Origin of the sequence: Streptomyces pseudovenezuelae (assembly GCF_001513955.1) — a bacterium.
GTDB classification, from domain to species: Bacteria; Actinomycetota; Actinomycetes; order Streptomycetales; family Streptomycetaceae; genus Streptomyces; species Streptomyces pseudovenezuelae.
On record NZ_KQ948154.1, the window covers coordinates 158215 to 183374 of the forward strand.

General features: G+C 70.9%; 18 protein-coding genes and 1 pseudogene. 4 read left to right on the forward strand and 15 right to left on the reverse strand.

All coding sequences use genetic code 11. The features are described from left to right. Positions 1–31 precede the first annotated feature (31 nt). From rplS to proS, 7 genes are all read right to left on the reverse strand, one after another. A complete protein-coding gene (rplS, locus tag AQI94_RS39300) occupies positions 32–382 on the reverse strand; it encodes a 50S ribosomal protein L19 (protein WP_007384968.1) in 351 nt (116 codons plus the stop codon). 131 nt (positions 383–513) lie between these two features. Next, on the reverse strand, positions 514–1347 hold the full coding sequence (gene trmD, locus AQI94_RS39305) for a tRNA (guanosine(37)-N1)-methyltransferase TrmD (RefSeq protein ID WP_031045087.1): 834 nt from the start codon (positions 1345–1347) through the stop codon (positions 514–516). A gap of 3 nt (positions 1348–1350) precedes the next feature. Further along, the gene (rimM, locus tag AQI94_RS39310; RefSeq protein WP_031045085.1) at positions 1351–1893 is read right to left on the reverse strand and encodes a ribosome maturation factor RimM; all 543 of its coding nucleotides are present in this window, start codon (positions 1891–1893) and stop codon (positions 1351–1353) included. Positions 1894–1994: 101 nt separating this feature from the next. Beyond that, on the reverse strand, positions 1995–2234 hold the full coding sequence (locus tag AQI94_RS39315) for an RNA-binding protein (RefSeq protein ID WP_003973401.1): 240 nt from the start codon (positions 2232–2234) through the stop codon (positions 1995–1997). A gap of 2 nt (positions 2235–2236) precedes the next feature. Then, positions 2237–2665 carry a 30S ribosomal protein S16 gene (gene rpsP / locus AQI94_RS39320; protein ID WP_031045081.1) on the reverse strand — a complete coding sequence of 143 codons (429 nt, stop codon included), beginning with the start codon at positions 2663–2665 and terminating at the stop codon, positions 2237–2239. A gap of 251 nt (positions 2666–2916) precedes the next feature. Beyond that, positions 2917–3519 (reverse strand): hypothetical protein, encoded by a 603-nt coding sequence (locus AQI94_RS39325; protein ID WP_007384963.1) that lies wholly within the window; start codon positions 3517–3519, stop codon positions 2917–2919. 261 nt (positions 3520–3780) lie between these two features. Further along, the gene (gene proS, locus AQI94_RS39330) at positions 3781–5196 is read right to left on the reverse strand and encodes a proline--tRNA ligase (RefSeq protein WP_031045079.1); all 1416 of its coding nucleotides are present in this window, start codon (positions 5194–5196) and stop codon (positions 3781–3783) included. 200 nt (positions 5197–5396) lie between these two features. On the opposite strand from proS, the gene AQI94_RS39335 reads away from it, so the two are divergent. Then, positions 5397–6254, forward strand: coding sequence for an SAM-dependent methyltransferase (locus AQI94_RS39335; protein ID WP_078902726.1), 858 nt, complete (start codon positions 5397–5399; stop codon positions 6252–6254). Between the two features lie 102 nt (positions 6255–6356). Here AQI94_RS39335 and ffh read toward each other — a convergent pair whose 3' ends face one another. The 5 genes from ffh to nsdA all read right to left on the reverse strand — a co-directional run bounded on the left by ffh (position 6357) and on the right by nsdA (position 13948). After that, entirely contained in the window at positions 6357–7901 is a 1545-nt protein-coding gene (gene ffh / locus AQI94_RS39340) for a signal recognition particle protein (RefSeq protein WP_031045072.1), read from the reverse strand. 84 nt (positions 7902–7985) lie between these two features. Further along, positions 7986–10433, reverse strand: a complete 2448-nt coding sequence (locus tag AQI94_RS39345; RefSeq protein WP_062230260.1) for a [protein-PII] uridylyltransferase — start codon at positions 10431–10433, stop codon at positions 7986–7988. Positions 10434–10459: 26 nt separating this feature from the next. Further along, positions 10460–10798 (reverse strand): P-II family nitrogen regulator, encoded by a 339-nt coding sequence (locus AQI94_RS39350; protein ID WP_009190863.1) that lies wholly within the window; start codon positions 10796–10798, stop codon positions 10460–10462. Beyond that, positions 10795–12129: an ammonium transporter gene (locus AQI94_RS39355; RefSeq protein ID WP_031041250.1), complete on the reverse strand. Its 1335-nt coding sequence runs from the start codon at positions 12127–12129 to the stop codon at positions 10795–10797. Before AQI94_RS39355 ends, AQI94_RS39350 begins: the two co-directional genes overlap by 4 nt. 313 nt (positions 12130–12442) lie before the next feature. Then, the gene (gene nsdA / locus AQI94_RS39360) at positions 12443–13948 is read right to left on the reverse strand and encodes a transcriptional repressor NsdA (protein ID WP_031041248.1); all 1506 of its coding nucleotides are present in this window, start codon (positions 13946–13948) and stop codon (positions 12443–12445) included. Positions 13949–14381: 433 nt separating this feature from the next. On the opposite strand from nsdA, the gene AQI94_RS39365 reads away from it, so the two are divergent. Then, on the forward strand, positions 14382–15038 hold the full coding sequence (locus tag AQI94_RS39365; RefSeq protein WP_031041245.1) for a bifunctional DNA primase/polymerase: 657 nt from the start codon (positions 14382–14384) through the stop codon (positions 15036–15038). Positions 15039–15150: 112 nt separating this feature from the next. On the opposite strand, the gene ftsY is transcribed toward AQI94_RS39365, so the two are convergent. Continuing rightward, on the reverse strand, positions 15151–16344 hold the full coding sequence (gene ftsY / locus AQI94_RS39370) for a signal recognition particle-docking protein FtsY (RefSeq protein WP_031041242.1): 1194 nt from the start codon (positions 16342–16344) through the stop codon (positions 15151–15153). 110 nt (positions 16345–16454) lie between these two features. On the opposite strand from ftsY, the pseudogene AQI94_RS39375 reads away from it, so the two are divergent. Both AQI94_RS39375 and AQI94_RS39380 read left to right on the forward strand, forming a co-directional pair. Beyond that, positions 16455–17870, forward strand: a pseudogene (locus AQI94_RS39375) (cytosine permease); the annotation flags it as partial. A 694-nt stretch (positions 17871–18564) separates the two neighbouring features. Further along, complete coding sequence (locus AQI94_RS39380) at positions 18565–19536, forward strand: LLM class flavin-dependent oxidoreductase (protein WP_031041237.1); 972 nt, start codon at positions 18565–18567, stop codon at positions 19534–19536. Between the two features lie 208 nt (positions 19537–19744). Here AQI94_RS39380 and AQI94_RS39385 read toward each other — a convergent pair whose 3' ends face one another. After that, a complete protein-coding gene (locus AQI94_RS39385) occupies positions 19745–21163 on the reverse strand; it encodes a sugar porter family MFS transporter (protein WP_031041234.1) in 1419 nt (472 codons plus the stop codon). Between the two features lie 183 nt (positions 21164–21346). Then, complete coding sequence (smc, locus tag AQI94_RS39390; RefSeq protein WP_031041230.1) at positions 21347–24934, reverse strand: chromosome segregation protein SMC; 3588 nt, start codon at positions 24932–24934, stop codon at positions 21347–21349. Between the last annotated feature and the right edge of the window lie 226 nt (positions 24935–25160).

The window sequence follows — 25160 nt, forward strand, 5'->3', positions numbered from 1 at the left end:
ATCCGCCCGCGCTGTGACCTCCGAAAAGCGGTCAGTTGTCGCGCTTCTCCTTGATCTTCGCGGCCTTGCCGCGGAGCTCGCGCAGGTAGTACAGCTTCGCGCGACGCACGTCACCGCGGGTGACGAGCTCGATCTTCTCGACGATCGGGGTGTGCACCGGGAAGGTGCGCTCGACGCCGACGGAGAAGGAGACCTTGCGGACCGTGAAGGTCTCGCGGACGCCGGCGCCCTGGCGGCGGATGACCACGCCCTTGAACTGCTGCACACGGGAGCGGTTGCCCTCGATGACGCGCACGTGGACGTTGACGGTGTCACCCGGGCGGAAGGCCGGGATGTCGGTGCGCAGCGACGCGGAGTCGACGGTGTCGAGCAGGTGAGACATTTCGTCTGCTTTCTTCGCCCATGCCACAGGTCATCGGCGGTAGATAGGTTCGTGAGGAGGCTGTCCGTGTCGGGGCGGGCGTCGTGTCCCCCTGTGGCAGGGGCGCACGCCGGACGACGCACAACAGCGGCCTATTGTTCCATGCCTTCTGGCCTGCGCCAAAATCGGCCGTACGGCTCCCCCGCCGGGTCGGGCGCCCAGCCCAGGATGGAGAGCATCTCGCGGTCCTTCTTGTCGAAGGCCTTGGGGTCGCAGCGCTCGATGAGGTCGGGCCGGTTGGCCGCCGTACGCCGGAGCGCCTCGTCGCGGCGCCAGCGGGCGATCTTGCCGTGGTGTCCGCTGAGCAGGACGTCCGGGATGCCGCGGCCGCGCCACTCGGGCGGCTTGGTGTAGACGGGGCCTTCGAGCAGGTTCGCCATGGCGCCGGGCGCGAAGGAGTCGTCCCGGTGCGACTCGGCGTTGCCGAGGACACCGGGCAGGAGCCGGGCCACCGCCTCGGTGACCACCAGTACGGCCGCTTCGCCGCCGGCCAGGACGTAGTCGCCGATGGACACCTCGTGGACCGGCATCCTGGTGGCGTACTCGTCGATGACCCGGCGGTCGATGCCCTCGTAGCGCGCGGGCGTGAAGATCAGCCAGGGGCGCTCGGAGAGCTCCACGGCGAGCGCCTGGGTGAAGGGGCGGCCGCTCGGGGTGGGGACGATGAGCGTGGGCGCACCGGAGCCCGTCTCGTAGCCGTCCGCCAGCACGGAGTCCAGCGCGTCCCCCCAGGGGTCGGTCTTCATGACCATGCCCGGGCCGCCGCCGTAGGGGGTGTCGTCGACGGTGTTGTGGCGGTCGTGGGTCCACGCCCGCAGATCGTGGACGTGCACGTTCAGCTGTCCACGCGCGCGTGCCTTGCCGACCAGGGAGACGTTCAGGGGGTCGAGGTACTCGGGGAAGATCGTGACGACGTCGAGGCGCATCTTCTACGACTCTTCCCGCGAGGAGGCGATCTCGGCCCGGTCGTCGATCAGCCCGGGGGGCGGGTCGATGACCGCCTTCTGCTCGGCGAGGTCGATCTCGATGACGATCTCCTCGACGAACGGGACCATCACCTCGCTGCCGTCGGGCCGCTCCACGATGAAGAGGTCCTGGGAGGGCAGGTGCGAGATCTCCGTGATCCGGCCCACCTCCACGCCGTCCTTGGTCACGACGTCGAGGTCCATGAGCTGGTGGTCGTAGTACTCGTCCTCCTCCTCGGGCAGCTCCTCCGGGTCGATCTCGGCGATCAGGAGGGTGTTGCGCAGCGCCTCGGCGGCGGTCCGGTCCCGGACGCCCTCGAAACGCAGCAGGAGGCGGCCGCTGTGGACGCGGCCCGTCTCGATGGTGAGCGGGCCGGTGGCGGCCGGGTCGGTCGCCAGTACGGCGCCGGGGGCGAGCCGGAGTTCCGGCTCGTCGGTACGGACCTCGACGGTGACCTCGCCCTTGATGCCGTGGGCGCGGCCGATCCGTGCGACTACGAGCTGCACTTCCGAAGATCTCCTGTCATGGGACCCGAAGGACCGTAACGACTACGGGCCGGGGACGGCCCGATGGCCTTCCCCGGCCCGAGCCGGTGCTGCGTTGGACGTCAGCGGACGTGGTCGACGTCGACGAGGTCGACGCGGACACCGCGACCGCCGATGGCACCCACGACGGTGCGCAGGGCGCGAGCCGTGCGGCCGTTGCGGCCGATCACCTTGCCGAGGTCGTCGGGGTGGACCCGGACCTCCAGCACTCGCCCGCGGCGCAGGTTGCGCGAGGCGACCTGCACATCGTCAGGGTTGTCGACGATGCCCTTCACGAGGTGCTCGAGAGCCTCCTCGAGCATGCTCAGGCCTCGGTCGACTCAGACGAAGACGACTCAGCGGCAGCCTCGTCCTTCTTCTCAGACTTCTTCTTCTGGGTGATGGCCTCACCCTTGCCCGCGTCGTCGCCACCGAGGGCCTCGAACGAGGGACGCGCGGCCTTCTCGGCCGGCTGGAGCAGCGGAGCCGGGGCGGGCTCGCCCTTGAACTTCTGCCAGTCGCCGGTCTTCTTCAGGATGGCGAGCACGGGCTCGGTCGGCTGCGCGCCGACACCCAGCCAGTACTGCGCGCGCTCCGAGTCGACCTCGATGCGCGAGGGGTTCTGCACCGGGTGGTACAGACCGATCTCCTCGATCGCACGACCGTCACGACGGGTGCGGGAGTCGGCGACGACGATGCGGTAGTGAGGCGCACGGATCTTGCCCAGACGCTTCAGCTTGATCTTGACTGCCACGGGAGTTGGTTCTCCTGGATTTGACGTGGTTGGGCACGGCGAGACTGCCGCGTGGGGTTGCGGTACCCGAGTGCCCGATGGACGCGTCAGCCGGAGGCGAGAGGGTTCCTGTGCGGCTGTCGAGTACAGCTAGCCATTGTGCCACACCCCAGGGCTCCCCTCCGACCTGGGCTGCGCACGAGCATGCCTGAGGGGCACCCGGCACTCCGGGTGCCCCGGGGCGGGACCCGGCTGCCACGAGCAGCCGGGTCTCAGCTCGCCGCCGCGCCCACGATCTCGGGGATGCGGAACGGCTTCCCGCAGCCCCCGCAGACGATCGGCGCCTGGGCCAGGACGGAAGGGACGACCCTCACATTGCGGCCGCAGTCGCAGACCGCCTTGACCCGGACCCCGCCTCCGGAGGAGCCGTGCCGCGCCGCCGGACCCCGGAAGGAGCGGGCGGTGTCGGCGGAGGTCGCCGCCGTGTGGGCCTTGAGTGCGCGCTGCAGCCGCTCGATGGTCGGGCGGTAACGGCGCTTCGCCTCGGGGGTGAGCGAGACCAGCGAGAAGCCACTGCTCGGGTGCGGCTCCTCGGGGTGGTCCAGGCCCATCTCCTCGGCGATCGCGAGGAATCTGCGGTTGTGGTAGCGGCCGGCGCGGGAGGTGTCGCGGATGCCTCGCGCGGCGGCGATGCCGTGGACTGCCTCGTGAAGCAGTCGCTCGAAGGAGAGCTCGTGACCGCACGCGGACGACGACTCCCCGATCAGGGACTCTGGCGCGGCAAGGTCAGGCAGCTCGGGGTGGTACCGCTGAATGTCGGCCCACGCCTCTGCCAGCTCTGCGGCGAGAACAGGTGGTGTCTGTGTCGTGCTCACGTAATGACAACGAGCCAGAGTGCCCCGGTGTTCCTATTCCGGGGCATCCCAAATAATTTGCACGTACCCGTCAGTTGCCGCTGATGCGTGGAGACGAGGGCGGGTGCGCTGATCTGCGGAGAAGCCTCACAGCTCATACCAAGCCGGTACGTAGTGTGAGGTACGCCCCGGCGCGTAGATCGTGTCCACGCGCCGGTGCGGTTGTGATCCGCAGGTGCGCAAGAGGCGTTTCGGTCGCTCTCGCCCCGGAAGGGCGCTGTCTCAGTAGGCGCGCGCGACTACTGCGACGTTACCGGGGGCGTCGTCGGTTCCCGGCACCGACCCGTCCTCCGCGACCAGACACCGTACGGTCACCGCGTGCTCGGCCAGTCTGGCCTCGCCTTCTTCGCCCAGAGCGGCCCACGGGATCCGGGCCCAGCCGCCGGCGACGGCGGCCTCGACGGCCTCGTCGAACGTCGACACCTCGACCGTCCGGGACTCGCGGCGCTCACGGGACTGGGCCAGCAGCAGCGCCTGGTCCTCCTCCAGAACCGCCGGGAGCAGTCGTACGAGATCGTCGACGGCGACCGCCTCCTTGCCCCCGGGGATGCGGCGGGCCACCATCGCGGTGCCGTTCTCCAGGTCACGGGGTCCGATCTCGACGCGGACCGGCACGCCCTTGAGCTCCCAGTCGACCGCGCGGCGGCCGAAGGGGGTGTCGGTGCGGTCGTCGACGTGGACGCGCAGGCCCGCCGCCCTCAGCCGGTCGCCGAGCTCGCGGACCTTGGCCAGAACCGGTTCGTCCCCCTTGATCGCGAGGACGACGACCTGGGTCTGGGCCAGCCGGGGCGGCACGCGCAGGCCGTTGTCGTCGCCGTGCATCATCACCAGGGCGCCGATCATGCGGGTGGTGGAGCCCCAGGAGGTCTGCCAGACGAGTTCCTGGGTGCCGTCCTTCGACAGGTACGAGGTGTTGAAGGCCTTGGAGAAGTTCTGGCCCAGCTCGTGGCTGGTGGCCATCTGGAGGGCCTTGCCGTCGCCCATCATCCCTTCGAGCGTGAGGGTGTTGATCGCGCCCGCGAAACGCTCCTTGACCGTCTTGCGGCCGGGGACGACGTCCATGGCGAGGACCTCGGTCATGAAGTCCTCGTAGACCTGCCGGTGGATGTGCGAGGCGAACGCGCGCGCGTCCTCCTCGGTGGCGTGCGCGGTGTGCCCCTCCTGCCACAGGAACTCCGTGGTCCGCAGGAACAGCCGGGGCCTGAGCTCCCAACGCACCACGTTCGCCCACTGGTTGATCAGCAGGGGCAGGTCGCGGTAGCTCTGCACCCACTTCGAGAAGGAGGCGTTGATGATCATCTCGGAGGTGGGGCGGACGACCGCGGGCTCCTCCAGCTGCTTGCCGCCGCCGTGGGTGACCACCGCGAGTTCGGGCGCGAAACCCTCGACGTGGTCGGCCTCGCGGGTGAGGTACGACTGCGGGATGAGCAGCGGGAAGTACGCGTTCTGCGTGCCCGTCGCCTTGATCCGGGCGTCCATCTCGGCCTGCATCCGCTCCCACAGCCCGTACCCGTACGGTCGGATGACCATGGTGCCGCGCACCGGACCGTTGTCGGCCAGTTCGGCCTTGCTGACCAGATCCTGGTACCAGCGCGGGAAGTCGTCCGCCCGGGGTGTGAGAACAGGTGCCTTTGCCATGGCGCGATGTTACGGGCGCAGATTGCCGGGATGTGAATTCTTTTCCCCGGCACATGCCAACCCGCAAGCAGGGCCCTTCTGCCTCTGGACGCGCGGTCGAGTGCGGAGTTACCTGGCATACGGGGGAACTGCGAGCGCACGTCACGGGGGCTACGGAATCGGGCACAGAGTCAACTCTCGGCGGATTGGGGCGCTTATCCATGACACCTACGCTCGTGCGGCAGCACCTGCCTTCGACAGGGGAGACATCCCGTCGGGACCTCGGTGCACGCGCGCGTGACTGGTCCGAGATCCAGGAGCGGATGCTGGTACCGCTGTACGAGGCCGTCTACGAGCGACTGGAAGTGGGCCCCGCGACACGGCTGTTGGGCCTCGGCTGCGGCAGCGGGCTCGCCCTGCTGATGGCGGCCTCCAGAGGCGCCGCGGTCGCCGGCGTCGAGCCCGACTCCCCCGAACGGCTGGCACTCGCCAGGGAGCGGCTGCAGCCGGAGGCATGGGGCACACGCGCGCGTGCCGGCACCAGGCTCGTCGAGGGAGCGCCCGAGGACGCCTCGGACGCCGGGACCGCCCCGTACACCCTCGTGACCGCCTTCGAGCCGATCGGGTGTCTCGCGGGCGACTCGGAGGGGCTCGGTGAGCTTCTCGCCTCGGCCACCCCGCTCGCCGAGCGGGGGGCGCCCGTGGCGCTCGTCGGCTGGGGTCCGCCGGAGCGGTGCGCCACGTCGTCGGTGCTGCGGGTGGCCACCAGGCTGGCGGATCCGCTGCGCGGCGCGGCCGGTTGGCGCCCCGCCCTGCGCGACGACCTGGAGGAGGTCGCCCAGCGGGCCGGCCTGCGGCCCGACGGCTCGGGCCGGGTCTCCTGCCCCTTCGGGTACGCCGATCTCGACAGCGCGCTCAAGGGCCTGCTGTCGACCGGCCTCTTCGACGCGGCCATCGAGGCGACCGACCAGGCGCAGGTGGACAAGGAGGTGACGGAGGCCCTGCATCCGTACCAGCGCCGGGACGGCACGGTGTGGATGCCGAACGTCTTCCGGTACCTGGTCGCTCGCGTGCCCTAGCCGTCGCTTCGGCGGTTCCTCGGTAAACGTGCGCGGTGGGGCGGGGTTGGTCGGATCCGGCGACCCGACGAACACCCGCCCCCGCCACACGCGGGGCCGGCCTCAGCCCATGAACTTCTTGAACTCGTCCGGCAGCTCGAAGTCCTGCGGGGCCTGCTGGCCGGGCACGCCGAAGGCGCCACCCTGGGCGGCCTTGCGTGCGGCCTCCTCCTGCTCCTGCTGCTTGCGCTTCATCGGGTTGCCGGAGCGCTGCTTGCCCTTGGCCTTCTTGGGCTGCTTCTTGGCGCGGCCGGGGCCGCCACCCATGCCCGGCATCCCGGGCATACCCGGCATGCCGCCGCCCTGAGCCATGCGGGACATCATCTTGCGGGCCTCGAAGAACCGCTCGACGAGGTTCTTGACCGCGCTGACCTCGACACCGGAACCCTTGGCGATACGGGCGCGGCGCGAGCCGTTGATGATCGTGGCGTCGGCGCGCTCGGCCGGGGTCATCGACTTGATGATGGCGGCCGTGCGGTCGACGTCCCGCTCGTCCAGGTTGTTGATCTGGTCCTTGATCTGGCCCATGCCCGGGAGCATGCCGAGCAGCTTGGAGATGCTGCCCATCTTGCGGACCTGTTCCATCTGGGCCAGGAAGTCGTCCAGGGTGAAGTCCTGGCCCTTCTTGGACGCCAGCTTGGAGGCCATCTTCTCGGCCTCTTCCTGACTGAACGTCTTCTCCGCCTGCTCGATCAGGGTGAGCAGGTCACCCATGTCGAGGATGCGGGAGGCCATCCGGTCGGGGTGGAAGGCGTCGAAGTCCTCCAGCTTCTCGCCGTTGGAGGCGAACATGATCGGCTTGCCGGTGATCTGCCGGATCGACAGGGCCGCGCCACCGCGGGCGTCACCGTCGAGCTTGGAGAGCACCACGCCGTCGAAGCCGACGCCGTCGCGGAAGGACTCGGCGGTGTTGACCGCGTCCTGACCGATCATCGCGTCGACGACGAAGAGGATCTCGTCGGGGCTGACGGCGTCGCGGATGTCCGCGGCCTGCTGCATCAGCTCCTGGTCGATACCGAGACGGCCGGCGGTGTCCACGATCACGATGTCGTGGACCTTCGCCTTGGCGTGCTCGATGGAGTCCTTGGCGACCTTGACCGGGTCACCGACGCCGTTGCCCGGCTCGGGGGCGTAGACCGCGACCCCGGCACGCTCGGCGACCACGCTCAGCTGGTTGACGGCGTTGGGGCGCTGGAGGTCGGCGGCGACGAGCAGCGGCGAGTGGCCCTGCTCCTTCAGCCAGTGGCCGAGCTTGCCCGCGAGGGTGGTCTTACCGGCACCCTGGAGACCCGCAAGCATGATCACGGTGGGCGGGTTCTTGGCGAACCTGAGGCGCCGGGTCTCGCCGCCGAGGATCGTGACGAGCTCCTCGTTCACGATCTTCAGGACCTGCTGGGCGGGGTTCAGCGCCCGGGAGACGTCGGCGCCGAGGGCACGCTCCTTGACGTTCTTGATGAACGTCCGGACGACCGGGAGCGCCACGTCCGCTTCCAGCAGCGCGATCCGGATCTCGCGCGCGGTGGCGTCGATGTCCGCCTCGGAGAGCCGTCCCTTGCCGCGCAGGTTCTTGAAAGTCGCTGAGAGGCGATCGGAAAGAGTATCGAACACGGCGCTCGCGGTCCTCGGGGTCGGTGGCAGCTGGGAATCGCCCTCCAGGGTATCCCGGCGACACACGTAGCCGGGATCCCCCGGTCAGCCCCGCAGGGTCTCCTCCAGCTTCCGGGCCACGGAAGCCGCTTCGCCGGCCCCGAGCGGGACGCCCTTGGCGTCGGTGACGTAGAAGGCGTCCACCGCGTTGGCGCCCAGCGTCGACACGTGCGCGCTGCGCATCCGCACCCCGGCGTCCTCCAGCGCGCGTCCGATGCGGAACAGCAGTCCGGGGGCGTCCTGGGCGCGCACCTCGATCACCGTGGCGTGCCGGGAGGCCGCCGCGGCGACCGTCACGCGCGCGGCGGGCGCGACGACACCCCGGCGCCTGGGATAGGCGGCGTCCCGCTCGGCGAGGCGCCCGGCGACGTCCAGCGAGCCGTCCAGGACCCGTACGAGATCGGCGCGCAGCCGGGCCGCCTGGGGCAGCGAGCCGTACTGGGCGGCGACCCGCCAGTTCAGCAGGAGCACGGCACCCTCGACGCCGTCGGGCAGGTCCTGGGTGCTCAGTTCGGCGGTGCGGACGGTCAGCCGGTGCACGGCCAGCACTCCGGCCACCGCGGGCAGCACCCCCGGCTGGTCGGGTACGGCGATCACCAGTTCCACACCGAGCGGTTCCGGGTCGCCCGAGGGCTGGGCGTCCGCGGGCGGCTCGGTCTGCGCGCGCAGGGACAGCACCGGGCCGCCCGTCGCGAGCGCCTCGATGGCGAGCCGCTCCTGCTCGGCGGTGGGCGCTGCGGCCTCGGGCTCGTCGGGGGCGTCCCCGGCGAGCACCGCGGACACCCGCTTGACCAGGTCGGCGACTAGCGAGCCCCGCCAGGACGACCAGGCGGCCGGCCCGGTGGCCAGGGCGTCGGCCTCGGTCAGCGCGTGCAGCAGCTCCAGCGTGCCCTGCGATCCGACCGCCTCGGCGACCGAGCGCAGGGTGGCCGGGTCCTCCAGGTCACGCCGGGTCGCGGTGTCCACGAGCAGCAGGTGGTGCCGTACCAGAGCGGCGAGTACGGCGACGTCGTCGCGGTCGAAGCCGATGCGTGTGGCGACGTCCTTCGCGATGATCTCGCCGGCCACCGAGTGGTCGCCGGGCCAGCCCTTGCCGATGTCGTGCAGCAGCGCGGCGACGAGCAGCAGGTCGGGGCGGTGGACGCGGCGGGTGAACTCGGAGGCGCGCACGGCCGTCTCGATGAGGTGCCGGTCGACGGTCCAGATGTGCACGGCGTTGCGCTGCGGGCGGCAGCGCACCCGCTCCCAGTCGGGCAGCATCTGAGTGATCAGCCCCTCGGCCTCCAGTGCCTCCCAGACCTCGATGGTGGGCTGGCCGGAGCCGAGCAGGGTCACGAGCTGTTCGCGGGCCTCGGCGGGCCAGGGCGTGGGCAGCGGGCGCACTCCGGCCGCCATGCGCCGCACGGCGTGCAGGGACAGCGGGAGTCCGGCCTGGGCGGCGGCGGCCGCGGCGCGCAGCGGGAGCACGGGGTCCCGGTCCGGGCGCGCGGCGCGGGCGAGCACCACCTCGCCGTCCTGCTCGACGACGCCCTCGGCCAGCGGCGACCTCTCGGCTGCCTGCTTGCCGCCCCCGAGCATGGCGCGCAGCCGTGGCCGCACGGCACGCGACCTGAGCACGCGTCCCACCTCGCGCCAGGTGACGTCGCTGGCGTACGAGATGACCCGGGCGGCCTCGTAGACCTGCCGCAGCAGGGTGTCGGCGTCGAGCAGGCCGAGTTCGGCGGCGACCTGGTCCTGTTCCTGGAGCGCGAGCCGGTCGGTCGCGCGGCCCGTCGTCAGGTGCAGGGCGTCCCGGACGTCGAGCAGCCGGCGCCGGGCGTCGTCGAGGCCCTCGCGCGGGGCGTCGGCCAGCCAGGAGGCGGCGACGGCGCGCAGGGCGGTGGCGTCACGGAGGCCGCCACGGGCCTCCTTCAGATCGGGTTCGAGCAGGTACTGGAGCTCGCCCTGGCGTTCGGCGCGCTCGGCGCACAGCTCCTGGAGCTCGGGAAGGCGCTTGGGCGCCTGGTTGCGCCAGTCGGCCAGGACCGCCGTCCGCAGGCCCGCGGTCAGTCCCAGGTCACCGGCGATGTGGCGGGCGTCCAGGAGGCCGAGCTGGACCTTGAGATCCTCCGCGGCCGTCTTGCGGGCCTCCGCGGACGTGCGCACGGAGTGGTCGAGGGCGAGGCCGAGGTCCCACACGGGGTACCAGATGCGGTCGGCCAGGGTGGCGACCGCGCCCGGGTCGCTGCCGTCGTGCAGCAGGACCAGGTCCAGGTCGCTGCGGGGCGACAGCTCGCCGCGGCCGTAGCCGCCGACGGCGATCAGGGAGACCCCGCGCACCTGCTCGTTGCCCGCGGTGAACAGCCCCGAGAGCCAGTCGTCGGTCAGTTCGGCGAGGGCGGAACGGCGCGGCGGCCCGGACCGCGCCTCCTCCTGGAGGAGGCGCAGCCGGGCCGCCGCGTAGCCGCTGGGTCCCGAGTCCTCTGCATCCTTGCGCACGTTCGTGCTCGTCACCCAGCAGCTCCTGTTCTGTTCCTCGGTCAGAGCGCGTCCGGGCCGCGCTCGCCCGTCCGGACCCGTACCGCGGTCTCGACCGGCAGGGACCAGACCTTGCCGTCACCGATCTTGCCCGTGCGGGCCGCCTTGACGACTACGTCGATCAGCTGCTCGGCGTCGTCGTCCTCGGCGAGGACCTCGATGCGGATCTTCGGCACCAGGTCCACGGTGTACTCGGCACCGCGGTAGACCTCGGTGTGGCCCCGCTGACGACCGTAGCCGCTGGCCTCGGTGACCGTCAGACCGTGGACCCCGAAGGCCTGGAGGGCTTCCTTGATCTCGTCGAGCCGGTGGGGCTTGACGACTGCGGTGATGAGCTTCATGCGTCCACCTTCTTGCCCGCGTCGCCGGCCGGGGCCGTGACGGAGGTCCGGGCGGCGCCGCCACCGGCACCGCTGAAGTCGTATGCGGTCTCGGCGTGCTCGGCCTGGTCGATGCCCGAGACCTCCTCGTCCTCACTGACCCGCATGCCGATCGTCTTGTCGAGCAGGAAGGCCAGGATCGCGGAGGCGATCAGGGAGTAGGCGAGGACCGCGAAGACACCGGCGCACTGCTTCCAGAACTGGTCCATGCCGCCGCCGTAGAAGAGGCCCTTGACGTCGGACTGGCCGGTGCCGCTGGCGAAGAAGCCGATCAGCAGGGAGCCGATGATTCCGCCGACCATGTGGACGCCGACGACGTCCAGGGAGTCGTCGTAGTTGAACCGGTACTTCAGGCCGACGGCCGCGGCGCAGGCGACACCGGCGATGGCGCCGACGCAGATCGCGCCGATCGGGGTGACCGCACCACCGGAGGGGGTGATGGCGACCAGACCGGCGACCGCGCCGGAGGCGGCGCCCAGCGTGGTGAACGCGCCGTGGCGGATCTTCTCGTAGACGAGCCAGGCGAGCATGGCGGCCGCGGTGGCGATCTGCGTGTTGACGAACATCAGCGAGCCGACGCCGTCGTCGTTGCCGAGCCACGAGCCGGCGTTGAAGCCGAACCAGCCGAACCACAGCAGGCCCGCGCCGAGCATGACCAGCGGGAGGCTGTGCGGGCGCATGGGGTCGCGCTTGAAGCCGACGCGCTTGCCGATGACCAGGATCACACCGAGTGCCGCGGCACCCGCGTTGATGTGGACCGCGGTACCACCGGCGAAGTCGATCACCCCGAGCTCGAAGGCCCAGCCGCCGGTGCCCCAGACCCAGTGGGCGACCGGGAAGTACACGACCGTCGCCCACAGCGCGACGAAGAGCGCCCAGGCGGAGAACTTCACGCGGTCGGCGATCGCGCCGCTTATCAGGGCGGGCGTGATGATCGCGAACATCATCTGGAAGACGGCGAAGGCGAGGACCGGGATCGTGTACCCGGACCAGATGTCGCCCTTGTCGATGCCGGTCCATCCGAAGAAGTCGGATTCCCAGCCGATGAGCGAGCCGTGGTCCGTACCGAACGCCATGGAGAAGCCGTACAGCACCCACAGGATCGTGACGATACCCATGCTGATGAAGCTCATCATCAGCATGTTGAGGGTGCTCTTGACGCGGACCATGCCTCCGTAGAAGAAGGCGAGTCCCGGCGTCATGATCAGCACCAGGGCGGAACAGATCAACATGAAGCCTGTGTTGGCCACAGACAGCTTGTCTGCGGCGAGCGTGATGGCGGTTGGTGCCATCGGCGTCTCCTCGTCGTAGGTACGGCCCCGTGCGGGCGAAGCCAGAGCGGAATGAGGGGTGGGCCGGTTATGCGCCATGAGATTGGCGCAGCGCGGTTTCGGTGGGAGCCCCTCGTTGTTTCGCCGCCGTGACGAAGACGCCTTGCGTGTTACGCGTCGATGAACTGCCGGATATGGGCCGCGGCGATCGTTATCGTGGCGCAACCTTCGGAGAAGGTGAGAAACCGGCCGCGGTCGGCCTTCCGATGACCTGGCATGGGGGAGCCGAGTCGGGCAGTTCGGGAGGGCCGGCCGCGGCCGGGGTTCCGGGGATTCAGACGGCTTCCGCGGTCTCCGGGAGTTCCACGGCGAGCTTGTCGGTGAGGTGCACGACCTCGGCGAGATCACCGAAATCGCGTACGGCCGTGTCGACCGTCTTTCGAATACGAGTGTTGACCCGCTCGGAGCGGACCTTCTTGGCGATGTGCATGGCCTGTTCCACCAGTACGGTGCTCTGCTCGGGCTCACGCCGCAGCAGGTGCACGGTGGCCATGCCGACGAGATTGAGTGCGTACGACCGCTGGTGCTCGCCGTCCTCGGAGAAGAGCTCCACCGCCCGCTGCATGAGGGGCTCGGCCAGGGAGGCGTAGGTCGGGCTGCGACCGGCGACGTAGGCCAGGTCTCGGTAGGAGTGGGAGTTCTCGCCGTACAGCTCCGCCTCGGAGAAGAAGCGGATCCAGTCGGGGTCCGGCTCGTCCCACTCGTCGGCCTCGGCGAAGGTGTCCTCGGCCATCCGGACCGCCCGCTTGCACTTGCCGGGCTGGCCCATGTTGGCGTAGGCGCGGGCCTCCATCGCATACAGCATCGACAGGGTCCGCGGGCTCGCGCAGTCCCGGCTGCCGTACTGCGCGAGGTGGATCAGCTCCAGGGCGTCCTCGGGCCGCCCGAGGTGGATCATCTGGCGGCTCATGCTGGACAGGACATAGGAGCCGAGCGGCTTGTCGCCGGCCTCCTTGGCGGCGTGCAGCGCGAGCACGAAGTACTTCTGCGCGCTGGGCTGGAGCCCCACGTCGTACGACATCCAGCCCGCGAGCTCGGCCAGTTCGGCGGCGACCTTGAACAGCTTGCGGGTGGTGGTCTCCGGCTGGGGTTCCTGGAGGAGGTCCGTCACCTCGTGCAGCTGGCCGACGACGGCCTTGCGGCGCAGGCCGCCGCCGCACTGGGCGTCCCACTGGCGGAACATCGCGGTCGTCGACTCCAGCAGGTCGAGCTCGGGCCTGGAGAGCCGGCCCACGCGGCGGGACGCGGCCGGGTCGGGCTCGCGGTGCGGTCCGGCGGCGGGGCCGGGGACCAGCCAGCGCTGCATGGGCTCGATGAGGGACGGGCCCGCGGACAGGGCCAGCGAGCTCCCGAGGAAGCCGCGCCGCGCCAGCATGAGGTCGCTGCGCGAGAACTCGCTGAGCAGGGCCACGGTCTGCGGACCCGTCCAGGGCAGGTCGACCCCGGTCGTGGACGGTGACTGGCGGGCGGCGCGCAGTCCGAGGTCCTCGACGGAGACGACGCATCCGAACCGCTCGGAGAACAGCTCGGACAGGATCCTGGGGATGGGTTCGCGGGGGTTCTCGCCGTCCAGCCAGCGGCGCACCCGCGAGGTGTCGGTGGAGATGTGGTTGGCCCCCAACTGGCGGGCCCTGCGGTTGACCTGGCGGGCGAGCTCGCCCTTCGACCAGCCGCTGCGCACGAACCAGGAGGTGAGCAGCTCGTTGGGGCGCTTGTCAGCCGGGGAAGAGCTCTGCGCGGCGCTCCCGGCGCCCGTCCCGCTTCCGCTGTTGCCGCCCACTGGAACGCCCCCATCCCTGAGACCACTTGTCGCCGAGTGCGCCAAGCCTTATCAGAATGCCGGTAAATACAGCCGTTCGTCCGGCGGTTGTCAGCCTTCGAACGGGGAACCGACTTGCCTCCGGCATACCCACAAGCGCATGTGCCCCCAGGACTCGTGCACTCAAAGTAATCCTACGATCACGCGTCCAGCCATGGCGATCCCGGAAACGCCACCATTCGCCACCCCTTCGAATGAACTCACGGTCGCCTCCGCACGATTCACTTGACATAGACCGAGCGAGGTGGGCGGAGCGGTGCACTCAGGGGCGCGCATGTCCCGGCGCACCACCCTGGGCGCATCCGGGCGCCGCCGTCGCCCGGAAGTGGCGACGGAGAGTGACCGTTTGCGTCCGCCTCGTAACCACCGGCGCGCTGGACCCGTTGGAGGGGGCATGGGCTTCACGATCGGCGGAATTCGGGAGATTCGTTCCGGTACGCGCAGGCGCGGCCGCTCCTCGGAGTGCACCGCCGTCGCCGAGTTCACCGGACTCTGGGGCTGGGACGTCGTGCCGGGCGCACGGGCCTCGGCCGGTGCGTGCTCCTGCGGCCGCGCGGACTGTCCTCACCCCGGCGCCCACCCCCTCGACTTCGCTCCCCCGGTCCCCGCCGGGGCCACCCTGGACGAGGTGACCAAGGCCTGGTCCGAGTTCCCCGGCGCCTCCGTGATGCTGCCGGTCGGCGGCGCCTTCGACATCATCGAGGTCGCCGAGCCGGCCGGGCGCCGCGCCCTGGTCCGCCTGGAGCGCATGGGCCTGCCGCTCGGCCCGGTGACCGCCACCCCCGAGGGCCGCGTCCAGTTCTTCGTCGCCCCCGGTGCCGCGGCCGACCTGGACGAACTCCTCTACCGCATGGGCTGGGACGACACCGACTCCCTCGACCTGAGCGGCCTGGGCCCCGGTGCGCACATCACGGCTCCGCCGTCGGACCGGGGCGGCCTGGGGCCGGTGCAGTGGCTGCGGCCGCCTTCCCTGGACACGGCGACGAAGCCGCCTGCGGCCCGCCTGCTGCTGGGGACGCTGGCGTACGTGGCACACCGGTCACGCGCATAGCCGTACGGCCGCGCCCCTGCCGTACACAGCGAAGCGCCCGTCCCCGACTGCACCTCGGGGGCGGGCGCTTCTTCGCGTCCACGGTCTGCGACTCGGTCGCGCGTACGACGTCTCAGTCGCCGATCAGCGCGTCCACGAACGCCTCCGGCTCGAACGGCGCCAGGTCGTCCGCGCCCTCTCCGAGGCCGATCAGCTTGACCGGCACGCCCAGTTCACGCTGGACCGCGACCACGATGCCACCCTTGGCGGTGCCGTCGAGCTTGGTCAGGACGATGCCGGTGATGTCCACGACCTCGGCGAAGACGCGGGCCTGCACCAGGCCGTTCTGGCCCGTCGTGGCGTCCAGCACCAGCAGCACCTCGTCGAGCGGGGCGTGCTTCTCGACGACCCGCTTGACCTTGCCGAGCTCGTCCATGAGACCGGTCTTGGTGTGCAGGCGGCCGGCGGTGTCGATGAGGACCACGTCGACCCCCATCTCCTTGCCCTCCTTCACCGCGTCGAAGGCGACGGAGGCGGGGTCGCCGCCCTCGGGCCCGCGCACGGTGTGGGCGCCCACCCGCTCGCCCCAGGTCTGGAGCTGGTCGGCGGCGGCGGCCCGGAAGGTGTCCGCGGCGCCCAGGACGACGCTCCGCCCGTCGGCCACGAGCACGCGTGCCAGCTTGCCGGTGGTGGTGGTCTTGCCGGTGCCGTTGACCCCGACGACCATCACGATGCCCGGCTTGCGCTCGTCGGGCTCGGTGCGCACCGTGCGGTCGACCTCGGTGCCGACCAGCTTGAGCAGCTCCTCGCGGAGCAGTGCACGCAGTTCGTCGGGGGTCCGGGTGCCGAGCACCTTCACGCGCGCGCGCAGTCCGTCGACCAGTTCCTGGGTGGGAGCCACGCCGACGTCGGCGGTGAGGAGGATGTCCTCGATCTCCTCCCAGGTGTCGTCGTCGAGGTGTTCGCGCGACAGGAGCGTGAGCAGCCCCTTGCCGAGCGCGTTCTGCGAGCGGGAGAGCCGGGTGCGCAGCCGGACCAGGCGTCCGGCGGTGGGCTCCGGGACTTCGATCTCGGTCGGCGGGAGCTCTACGGTGGCGGGCGGCGCCGAGCCGTCCGGGAGATCCACCTCCTCAATGGTCCGGCGCGGTTCGTCGCGCGGCGTCTCGGCCTCGTCGCCGACGTGCGGCTCGGCCGGAGGGGCGGTGATGTCGGGCGCGGCGGGAGGTGGCGGGGGCAGCGACTTCTTGCGTCGGCTGCCGACGACGAGCCCGCCGAGCACACCGAGCACGACCACGGCGATGACTACAGCAAGGATGACGGTTTCCATAACCCGTCCAGTATCCATCCCGCCCTCGCCGGGGCCACCGCGCCGCTTCGCTCAGGAAAGCGAGCGGATTCGGCGGCTTTTCATCCCATATAGGGTGATTACTTGTAAGTGCCCTCGAAACCCACGGCCTCGAACCGGTCCCCGAGCGGGAGCGCACCGCACGGACCGGGGACCTGTTCCCCACCTGGGTCGCCGCCAACATCAGCGTGCTGCTGCTGACCGTGGGAGCGGGCCTGGCGGTGTCGTACGGCCTGAACTTCTGGCAGGCCCTCGCCGTCGGCGTCACCGCACCGGTCGTGTCGTACGGCCTGGTGGGGCTGGTCTCGCTCGCGGGCAGGCGCGGCGGGGCCCCGGGCATGGCGCTGTCCCGGGCGGTGTTCGGACAGCGGGGCAATCTGCTGCCGGGGGTGCTGATCTGGGTCGCCCGCTGGGGCTGGGAGACGATCAACGCGGTGACGGGCGCCTACGCGCTGCTCACCGTCCTGGACATCGTCTTCGGCGTCCACGGCGGCACCGCGCTGATCGTCGTGACGTTGCTGCTCTTCGTGGCCGCGACCTTCGCGATCTCCGGCCTGGGCATCAACGCCGTACAGAGGTGCACCAGGTGGGCGTCCTGGCTCTTCGGCGCGTTCTCCGTGCTGGTGCTCGCCCGGCTGGCCGTCAGGACGGACTGGGGCGCGGTCCTCGGACAGGACGCGGGGCCGACCTCGGCGATGATCACGGGCATCGGTCTGGTCGCGGCCGGCGGGATCAGCTGGGTGCCCTCGTCCCCCGACTTCACGCGCTATCTGCCGGCTACGGCGTCCTCGGCGGCGATCGTACGCAACACGGTGGGCGGTGCGGGCGTCGTCGTCCTGCCCCTGGTCCTCATGGGCGTGGTCATGGCGTCCGCGACCCCGGACCTGGCCTCCGCCCCGGATCCGGTCTCCTTCCTCGGCGAGGTCCTCCCGCGCTGGCTCGCGGTCCCCTACCTTCTGATCGCCCTGGTCGGCACCCTGTTGATCAACTCGATGTCCATGTACTCGGCGGGCTTCACCGCGCAGACGCTCGGCTTCCGCGTCCCGCGGCACTGGGCCGTCTCGGTCAACGCGATGATCTCGCTGGTCCTCGCCGGCGTCCTCATGCTGGCCGCGACGAGCTTCCTGGGCACCTTCGTCGCCTTCCTCTCCCTGCTCGCGGTGGCCTTCTCGGCCTGGGCCGGCGTCTTCGGCACGGACATGCTGCGCAGGACGTCGTACGACGGCGAGGCCCTGCTCGACACGACCCCGGCCAGCGCCTACTGGTACCGGCACGGCTTCAGCCCGGCGGCGGTCACCGCGTGGGCGGCCGGCCTCGGCGCGGGCCTCCTCTTCACCAGGTCCGACTGGTTCACCGGCCCCCTCGCCTCGAACAACCCGATCGGCGCGTACGGCTGCGGCTGGGCGGCGACGATCACGGTCTCGGGGCTCCTGTACGCGGCACTGCCGAAGCCACCGGTCACGACCCCGACCGACCACACACCGGGCCGAGTCGACACGCCCGCCTGAAACACACCCCGCCGGCCACCCGCACGCAGACCTGGCCCTACCCGGCCATGACCGCGGTGCATCACTGGAGCGGCAAGTGCGCCCCCACCGCGGACGCCCCACCGGGTGGCACCCCCCACGACGCGACCGCCGGCCCGCACGGCCCACTGGGCAGCGCACCCGACCATCACCGCAGTGCATCACCAATCCGCGCCCCGGCGCCCACGCACGCAGCGCGGCGCCCTACTCGACAGCGCGCCCGACCACTCCCCCGGAACCACACCCGCGCACGACCTCGGGCGCAGCACGAGAGCCGCAACTCGACACCACCCACACTCAGCGGCACGCCCCACCGGACGCCATGCCCACTCAGCGACTCGACCGCTCCCACGCACTGCGGCACTCACCCGGAACCACACCCGCCCACGCACCCGCCGCAGCACCAGACCCACAACTCGACGCCCCCCACCCGCACACAACGCGACGCTCCACCCGAAAGCCCACCCGCCCACCGCTAGGCGACCTGCCGCCCGCCCGCGGTGCGACGCCCGCGCGGAGCCGCACCCGGCACCGCAGCCGGCCACAGCGGCGACGCGGCCGCTGCAGCGTGACCACGTCACACCCCGACCCCGGCGCGTGCGTGCCGCCCCCATGGCAATCTGACGTCTCGTCAGCTACCGTCCCCGCACCACCCGCCCGGTGAAGGGGGACCCCCATGCCCGTCACGGTCGTGCGTTTCAACCTCGTCGAGCCCGGCGCGACGCCCGCCTCCCTCAGCGCCCGCTACCGGGCCGCCCTGGACATGGCCGCGTACGCCGACGAGCACGGCATCACCACCGTGCAGACCGAGGAGCACCACGGCGTCGACAACAACTGGCTGCCGTCGCCGTTCGCCTTCGCGGGCGCGGTGTTCGGCGCGACGCGCAGGATCGCGGTCACCGTCTCCGCCGTGATCGGCCCGCTGCACGACCCGCTCCGCCTGGCCGAGGAGATCGCCGTGCTGGACCTGCTGAGCGGCGGCCGGCTGGTGACGGTCGCCGGGATCGGGTACCGGCCCGAGGAGTACGCCCTGTTCGACGTGGAGTGGAGGCGGCGCGGCCGCCTGCAGGACGAGCTGCTGGAGACCTTACTGAAGGCCTGGACCGGCGAGGAGTTCGAGTACCGCGGCCGTACCGTACGGGTCACCCCGCGTCCCTTCACCGACCCGCACCCCCTCCTCCTGGTCGGCGGCTCCTCCAAGGCCGCCGCCCGCCGGGCCGCACGCCTCGGCCTCCCCTTCTTCCCCAGCGCGCACCTGCCGGAGCTGGAGGCGTACTACAAGGAGCGGCTCGTCGAGTACGGCACCGAGGGCTGGACCATGATGCCGACGGCCGAGACGCCGTTGCTGCACATCGCCGAGGACCCGGACGAGGTGTGGGACCGGCACGGGAAGCACTTCCTGCACGAGGCCCGGACGTACGCCTCCTGGCAGTCCGGCGACATCCGCTCGGCGGTCCGCTCCGCGGCCACGTCGGTGGACGAACTGCGCGCGGAGGGCGTGTACCGGATCCTCACGCCCGAGGAATGCGTGGAACTGGACCTCGACAACCTCGTCCTGCATCCGCTGGCCGGCGGAATGCCGGTGGAGGAGGGCTGGCGGAGTCTGCGGTTGTTCGCGGACCGCGTGCTTCCGGAACTGCACGGCTGAGCCGGCGCCGGCGGCTTCGAGTACCGGCGCGCGACGACGGTTGCGGGGGCTCGGAGTTCGCAGGCTCGCTCGGGTGCGCGCTTCCTGCCCGCAGGGCCGAGGAACACCGCTGCCCCCGGTCCAGGCGGTTGCCGGACCGGGGGCAGCGGAGGGTTCGGGGAGAAGGGCGGCGGGGTGTTGGCCCCTCCCCCCGGGTTCGCGGGGGCCGTCAGCCCATCTCCTCCAGCGCCTTGCCCTTCGTCTCCTTGACGTACTTGAGGACGAACGGGATGGAGAGCGCAGCGAAGACGGTGTAGATCACGTAGGTCGCGGAGAGGTTCCAGTCGGCCAGCGACGGGAAGCTCGCGGTGATGGCCCAGTTGGCGATCCACTGCGCGGACGCGGCCACACCGAGCGCGGCGGCGCGGATCCGGTTCGGGAACATCTCGCCGAGGAAGACCCAGACGACCACACCCCAGGACAGGGCGAAGAAGAGGACGAAGACGTGGGCGGCGATCAGCGCGGTCCAGCCCTGCGCGGCCGGCAGCTTGCCGTCGACCAGGTCGAAGGAGAACGCCCAGGCCTCCAGCGCGAGACCGATCACCATGCCGACCGAGCCGATCAGGGCGAGCGGCCGGCGGCCGATGCGGTCCACGAAGATCATGGCGATCACGGTGCCGACGATGTTGATGATCGACGTCGTGAAGGAGTAGAAGAACGAGTCCGTCGGGTCGACGCCGACCGACTGCCACAGCGTCGAGGAGTAGTAGAACGCGACGTTGATGCCGACGAACTGCTGGAAGACCGACAGGCCGATGCCGACCCAGACGATCGGCTTGAAGAAGAAGGAGCCGCCGAGCAGGTCCTTGAAGGTCGACTTGTGCTCGCTCTTCATGGCGTGCTCGATCTCGGCCACGCGCGCGTCGAGGTCGATCTTGTCGCCCTCGACCTCGGCGAGGATCTCCTTGGCCCGCTCGTGCTTGCCGACGGAGATCAGGAAACGCGGGGACTCGGGGATGGCGAAGGAGAGCAGCCCGTAGAGGACGGCCGGGATCACCATGACGCCGAGCATGACCTGCCAGGCCTCCAGGCCCATCAGCTCGCCGCGCTGGTCGCCGCCGGCGGCGTTGAGCAGACCCCAGTTGACCAGCTGCGAGATGGCGATGCCGATGACGATCGCGGCCTGCTGGAAGGACCCGAGCCGGCCACGGTAGGCGGGCGGGGCGACCTCGGCGATGTAGGCGGGGCCGATGACCGAGGCCATGCCGATGGCGAAGCCGCCGACGATCCGCCAGAACGCCAGGTCGTACAGCGCGAAGGGCAGCGCGGACCCGACGGCGCTGATCGTGAAGAGGGCGGCCGAGATCTGCATGCAGCGGATACGGCCGATGCGGTCCGCGATGCGCCCGGCGGTCGCCGCGCCGATCGCACAGCCGATCAGGGCGATGGCGATGACCTGCGCCAGGGCCGCGGAGCCGATGTCGTAACGGCCCCGGATGGCCTCGACGGCACCGTTGATCACGGAGCTGTCGTAACCGAAGAGGAATCCGCCCATCGCGGCCGCCGCCGCGATGAAGATGACATGCCCGAGATGATCGGGGTGAGCCGTACGGGCTCCTGGCTCGGACGCCTGTGCTGTGCTGGTCACGTTTGCTCCTCGGGCCACCGGCAACGCTGTCGGTGTGGTCAGTCGTCCCCAGGTAGGTGGTACCTGAAGGTAAATCCAACGTTGCTGACCTTATGCCTTCAAGTCTCAAATTCAAACGCGGTGAATTGTGAGAACTTAGACAGATGACCGCCACATACGTTCACTTCTTGAAGTAAGAGGAGGTCAGCGCAGCCGCTGGCTGATGACCTTCGACACCCCGTCGCCCTGCATGGAGACGCCGTACAGCGCGTCGGCGACCTCCATCGTCCGCTTCTGGTGCGTGATCACGATCAGCTGCGAGGCCTCCTGCAGCTCCTGCATGATGCGGATCAGCCGCTGGAGGTTGGTGTCGTCGAGGGCGGCCTCGACCTCGTCCATGACGTAGAACGGGCTGGGCCGCGCCTTGAAGATCGACACCAGCAACGCTACGGCCGTCAGGGACCGCTCGCCACCCGAGAGCAGGCTGAGCCGCTTGACCTTCTTGCCCGGCGGCCGCGCCTCGACGTCCACGCCGGTGGTGAGCATGTTGTCGGGGTCGGTCAGGATCAGCCGTCCCTCGCCACCCGGGAAGAGCCGGCTGAAGACGCCCTCGAACTGCCGGGCGGTGTCCCGGTAGGCCTCGGTGAACACCTGCTCGACACGCTCGTCGACCTCCTTCACCACCTGAAGCAGGTCGGCGCGGGTCTTCTTCAGGTCCTCCAGCTGCTCACTGAGGAACTTGTGCCGCTCCTCCAGCGCCGCGAACTCCTCCAGCGCGAGCGGATTGACCTTGCCGAGCTGCTGGTACGCCCGCTCGGCCGACTTGAGCCGCTTCTCCTGCTCGGCCCGGTGGAACTGCTTCGGCCGGTTGCGCGGATGCTCCGGGTCCTCGGGCAGTTCCTCGCCCTCGGCCGGCGGAGAGGGCGGTACGAGCTGGTGCGGGCCGTACTCCTCGACCAGGCCCGCCGGCTCGACACCCAGCTCCTCCAGCGCCTTGGTCTCCAGCTGCTCGATCCGCATCCGCTTCTCGGCGCCGAGCACCTCGCCCCGGTGGACGAAGTCGGTCAGCTTGTCGAGCTCGGCCTTGAGGTCGCGGCCGGTGGTGCGGGCTGCGGTCAGCTCCCGCTCCCTGAACGCCTTCGCGGCGTCGGCGGCGGTGCGTTCCGCGTCCGCGCGCGCGAGGGACACCTCGACGTGCGCGAGCAGCTGCCGCGCACCGGAGGCGACGGCCCCGGCCACGGCGGCCTCGTGCCGCAGCCGGGCCCGCCGCTGTTCGGCACGCGCGCGTGCGTCCCGCTCGGCGCGGGCGGCGCGGTCGAGGGAGTCGGCACGGCCGGCGAGTCCCTTGACCCGCTCCTCGTGCGTACGGACCTGGAGGCGGGCCTCCATCTCGGTCTGGCGGGCGTTGGCCCCGTCGGCGGCGAGCCGGTCCCGTACCGAGGTGTCGGGCTCCTCCTCGACCGGCATCTCCTCGGCCACGGTGAGGCGTTCGGCGAGTTCCTCGGCCTCTTCGAGGGCCTTCTCCAGGGCGTCCTGCGCCCGGGCGGCCGCCGCGGTGGAGCGCTCGGCCTCACCGGCGGCGCCCTTCGCCTGGCCGGCGAGCCGGCCGAGCTGCTGGGCCACGGCCGACTTCTCGCGATCCGCGGCTCTACGACGCTCCCCGAGTTCCTCGACCCGGGCGGCCGCCGCTGTGCGGTGCTCCACGGCGATGTGCTGGGCCTCGGTGAGTTCCTCGCAGCGGATCGCCAGCTCTTCGAGTTCGGCCGCGGCCTCGTCCACGGAGGCCTGTACTTCGAGGAGGCTCGGGGCGCCCGCGGAGCCGCCGTGGGCGAAGTGCGCTCCCAGGAGATCGCCTTCGGCGGTGACGGCGGTGAGGTGGGGGTTGGCGTAGACGAGGTCCTCAGCGTCTTCGAGGGTGCCGACGACGACGATTCCGTGGAGGAGGCGTCTTACTGCGGGCATCAGGTCGGAGGGGGCGCGGACGAGATCTGCCGCGTGCTGATGGGTGGCGTCCGCGGGTCCGTCGTGGCTGGTCGCGCAGTTCCCCGCGCCCCTGAAGGGCGCGTCCTCGGGGGCCCCCGCCAGAATCAGTGACGCCCTGCCACCGTCCTGCTTGCGCAGCAGGCGGATCGCTTCTGCCGCTGCTGACGGGGACGTCACCGCGAGGGCGTCCGCCGCCACGCCGAACGCGGCCGCCAACGCCACCTCGTGGCCCGCAGTCACCGTCAGGAGTTCCGCTGCCGGACCCAGCAGGCCGGTGAGACGGTCCTTCGCTCCGAGCAGTACGCCCGTCCCGTCCTTTCTCCGCAGTCCCATCGCCAACGCCTCATGGCGGGCCTGCGTCGCCGCGCGTCTGCGTTCCGCCGCCGTGACCGCCTCCCGGGCGGCCGTCAGGGCGGACTCGGCCTCCGCGAGCTGCCGCTTGGCCGCGTCGTGCTGCTCCGCCAGCTCCGCGTCGCCCGCGTCGAGGCCGTCGACCTCGGCCTTCAGCCCCTCGTACTCCTCCTGTGCGGCGAACGCCCGCTCCTGGGCCTCGTCCCGCGCGGCGGCGAGACGGTCGATCTCGGCCTGGGCGGAGGCGGCGCGGGACCGGGCCGCGTTGACCTGGCCGCTGAGCCGGGCCAGGCCCTCGCGGCGGTCGGCGATGGCCCGGGCCACGTCCTTGAGCCGCCGTTCCTCCTGGGTAAGCGCCCGCTCCAGCTCGGCGCGGTGCGCGACCGTGTCCTCCAGAGCGTGCTCAGCCGCCTCCAGAGCGGCCTCCAGCTCGGCCTCCTGCTCGCGGATCCGCGCGGCCTCGCGTTCCATGTCCTCGGGGTCACGGCCCCGCCGCTCCTCGGGCGGCGCCGAGGTCGCGCTCTTCACCCGCGCGTCGGCCAGCGAGATCGTGCCGCGCACCCGCTCGGCGAGCTGGGAGATCTCGTACCAGGTCTGCTGGGCGCGCTGGAGCCGCGGGGTCAGCTGCCGGACCTCGTCCTCCAGCAGTGCCTCGCGCTGGAGGGCCTTCTTCAGTTCCTGCTCGGCGGCCTCCTTGCGCTCCTTCAGCGCGGCCTCGTCCGCGACCTCGGCCTGGAGCGCCTGGCGCAGTCGTACGAGATCGTCGGCGAGCAGCCGGAGGCGGGCGTCGCGCAGGTCGGCCTGGATGACGGCGGCCCGCCGGGCGACCGCGGCCTGCCGACCGAGCGGCTTGAGCTGGCGCCGGAGTTCGTCGGTGAGGTCCTGCACGCGCGCGAGGTTGGCCTGCATCGCGTCCAGCTTGCGCAGCGCCTTCTCCTTGCGCTTGCGGTGCTTGAGGACGCCGGCCGCCTCCTCGATGAAGGCGCGGCGGCCGGTCGGGTCCGCGTGCAGGACGGAGTCGAGCTGGCCCTGGCCGACGATCACATGCATCTCGCGGCCGATTCCGGAGTCGGACAGGAGTTCCTGGATGTCCAGGAGGCGGCAGGTGTCGCCGTTGATCTGGTACTCGCTGCCGCCGTTGCGGAACATGATCCGCGTGATGGTGACCTCGGCGTACTCGATGGGCAGGGCCCCGTCGGAGTTGTCGATGGTCAGGGACACCTCGGCGCGGCCCAGCGGCGGGCGGCCGGTGGTGCCGGCGAAGATGACGTCCTCCATCTTGCCGCCGCGCAGCGACTTGGCACCCTGCTCGCCCATGACCCAGCTGAGGGCGTCCACCACATTGGACTTGCCGGAGCCGTTCGGGCCGACGACGCACGTGATCCCCGGCTCGAACCGGAGCGTGGTGGCCGAGGCGAACGACTTGAACCCTCGGAGGGTCAGGGCCTTGAGGTGCACGGCGCTGGACTCTACCTTCCGGGGGTGTCTCGCTCCATGAACGCGCTGTCCCCCGCGGTTTCACCGTTGAACGTGCAGGGCACACCAAACGTTAAGAGAGTGAAAGGGTGCACGGGGGCAAGAAAGAAGGGACGCCGAAGCGTCCCTTGCAAACTCTGACAACTTAGCGGCTGATACGGGTTAGCGGTTGATTCAGGCCGCCCGACCACTGCGTGAGCTGTCGTGG

Coding starts and splice junctions, on each gene's coding strand:
- AQI94_RS39350 (WP_009190863.1), bottom strand. CDS start 10,798: ATGAAGCTCATCACCGCAGTCGTCAAGCCCCACCGGCTCGACGAGATC.
- rplS (WP_007384968.1), bottom strand. CDS start 382: ATGTCTCACCTGCTCGACACCGTCGACTCCGCGTCGCTGCGCACCGAC.
- AQI94_RS39380 (WP_031041237.1), top strand. CDS start 18,565: ATGCCCGTCACGGTCGTGCGTTTCAACCTCGTCGAGCCCGGCGCGACG.
- AQI94_RS39335 (WP_078902726.1), top strand. CDS start 5,397: ATGACACCTACGCTCGTGCGGCAGCACCTGCCTTCGACAGGGGAGACA.
- proS (WP_031045079.1), bottom strand. CDS start 5,196: ATGGCAAAGGCACCTGTTCTCACACCCCGGGCGGACGACTTCCCGCGC.
- AQI94_RS39355 (WP_031041250.1), bottom strand. CDS start 12,129: ATGGCACCAACCGCCATCACGCTCGCCGCAGACAAGCTGTCTGTGGCC.
- trmD (WP_031045087.1), bottom strand. CDS start 1,347: ATGCGCCTCGACGTCGTCACGATCTTCCCCGAGTACCTCGACCCCCTG.
- AQI94_RS39365 (WP_031041245.1), top strand. CDS start 14,382: ATGGGCTTCACGATCGGCGGAATTCGGGAGATTCGTTCCGGTACGCGC.
- ftsY (WP_031041242.1), bottom strand. CDS start 16,344: ATGGAAACCGTCATCCTTGCTGTAGTCATCGCCGTGGTCGTGCTCGGT.
- AQI94_RS39315 (WP_003973401.1), bottom strand. CDS start 2,234: ATGCTCGAGGAGGCTCTCGAGCACCTCGTGAAGGGCATCGTCGACAAC.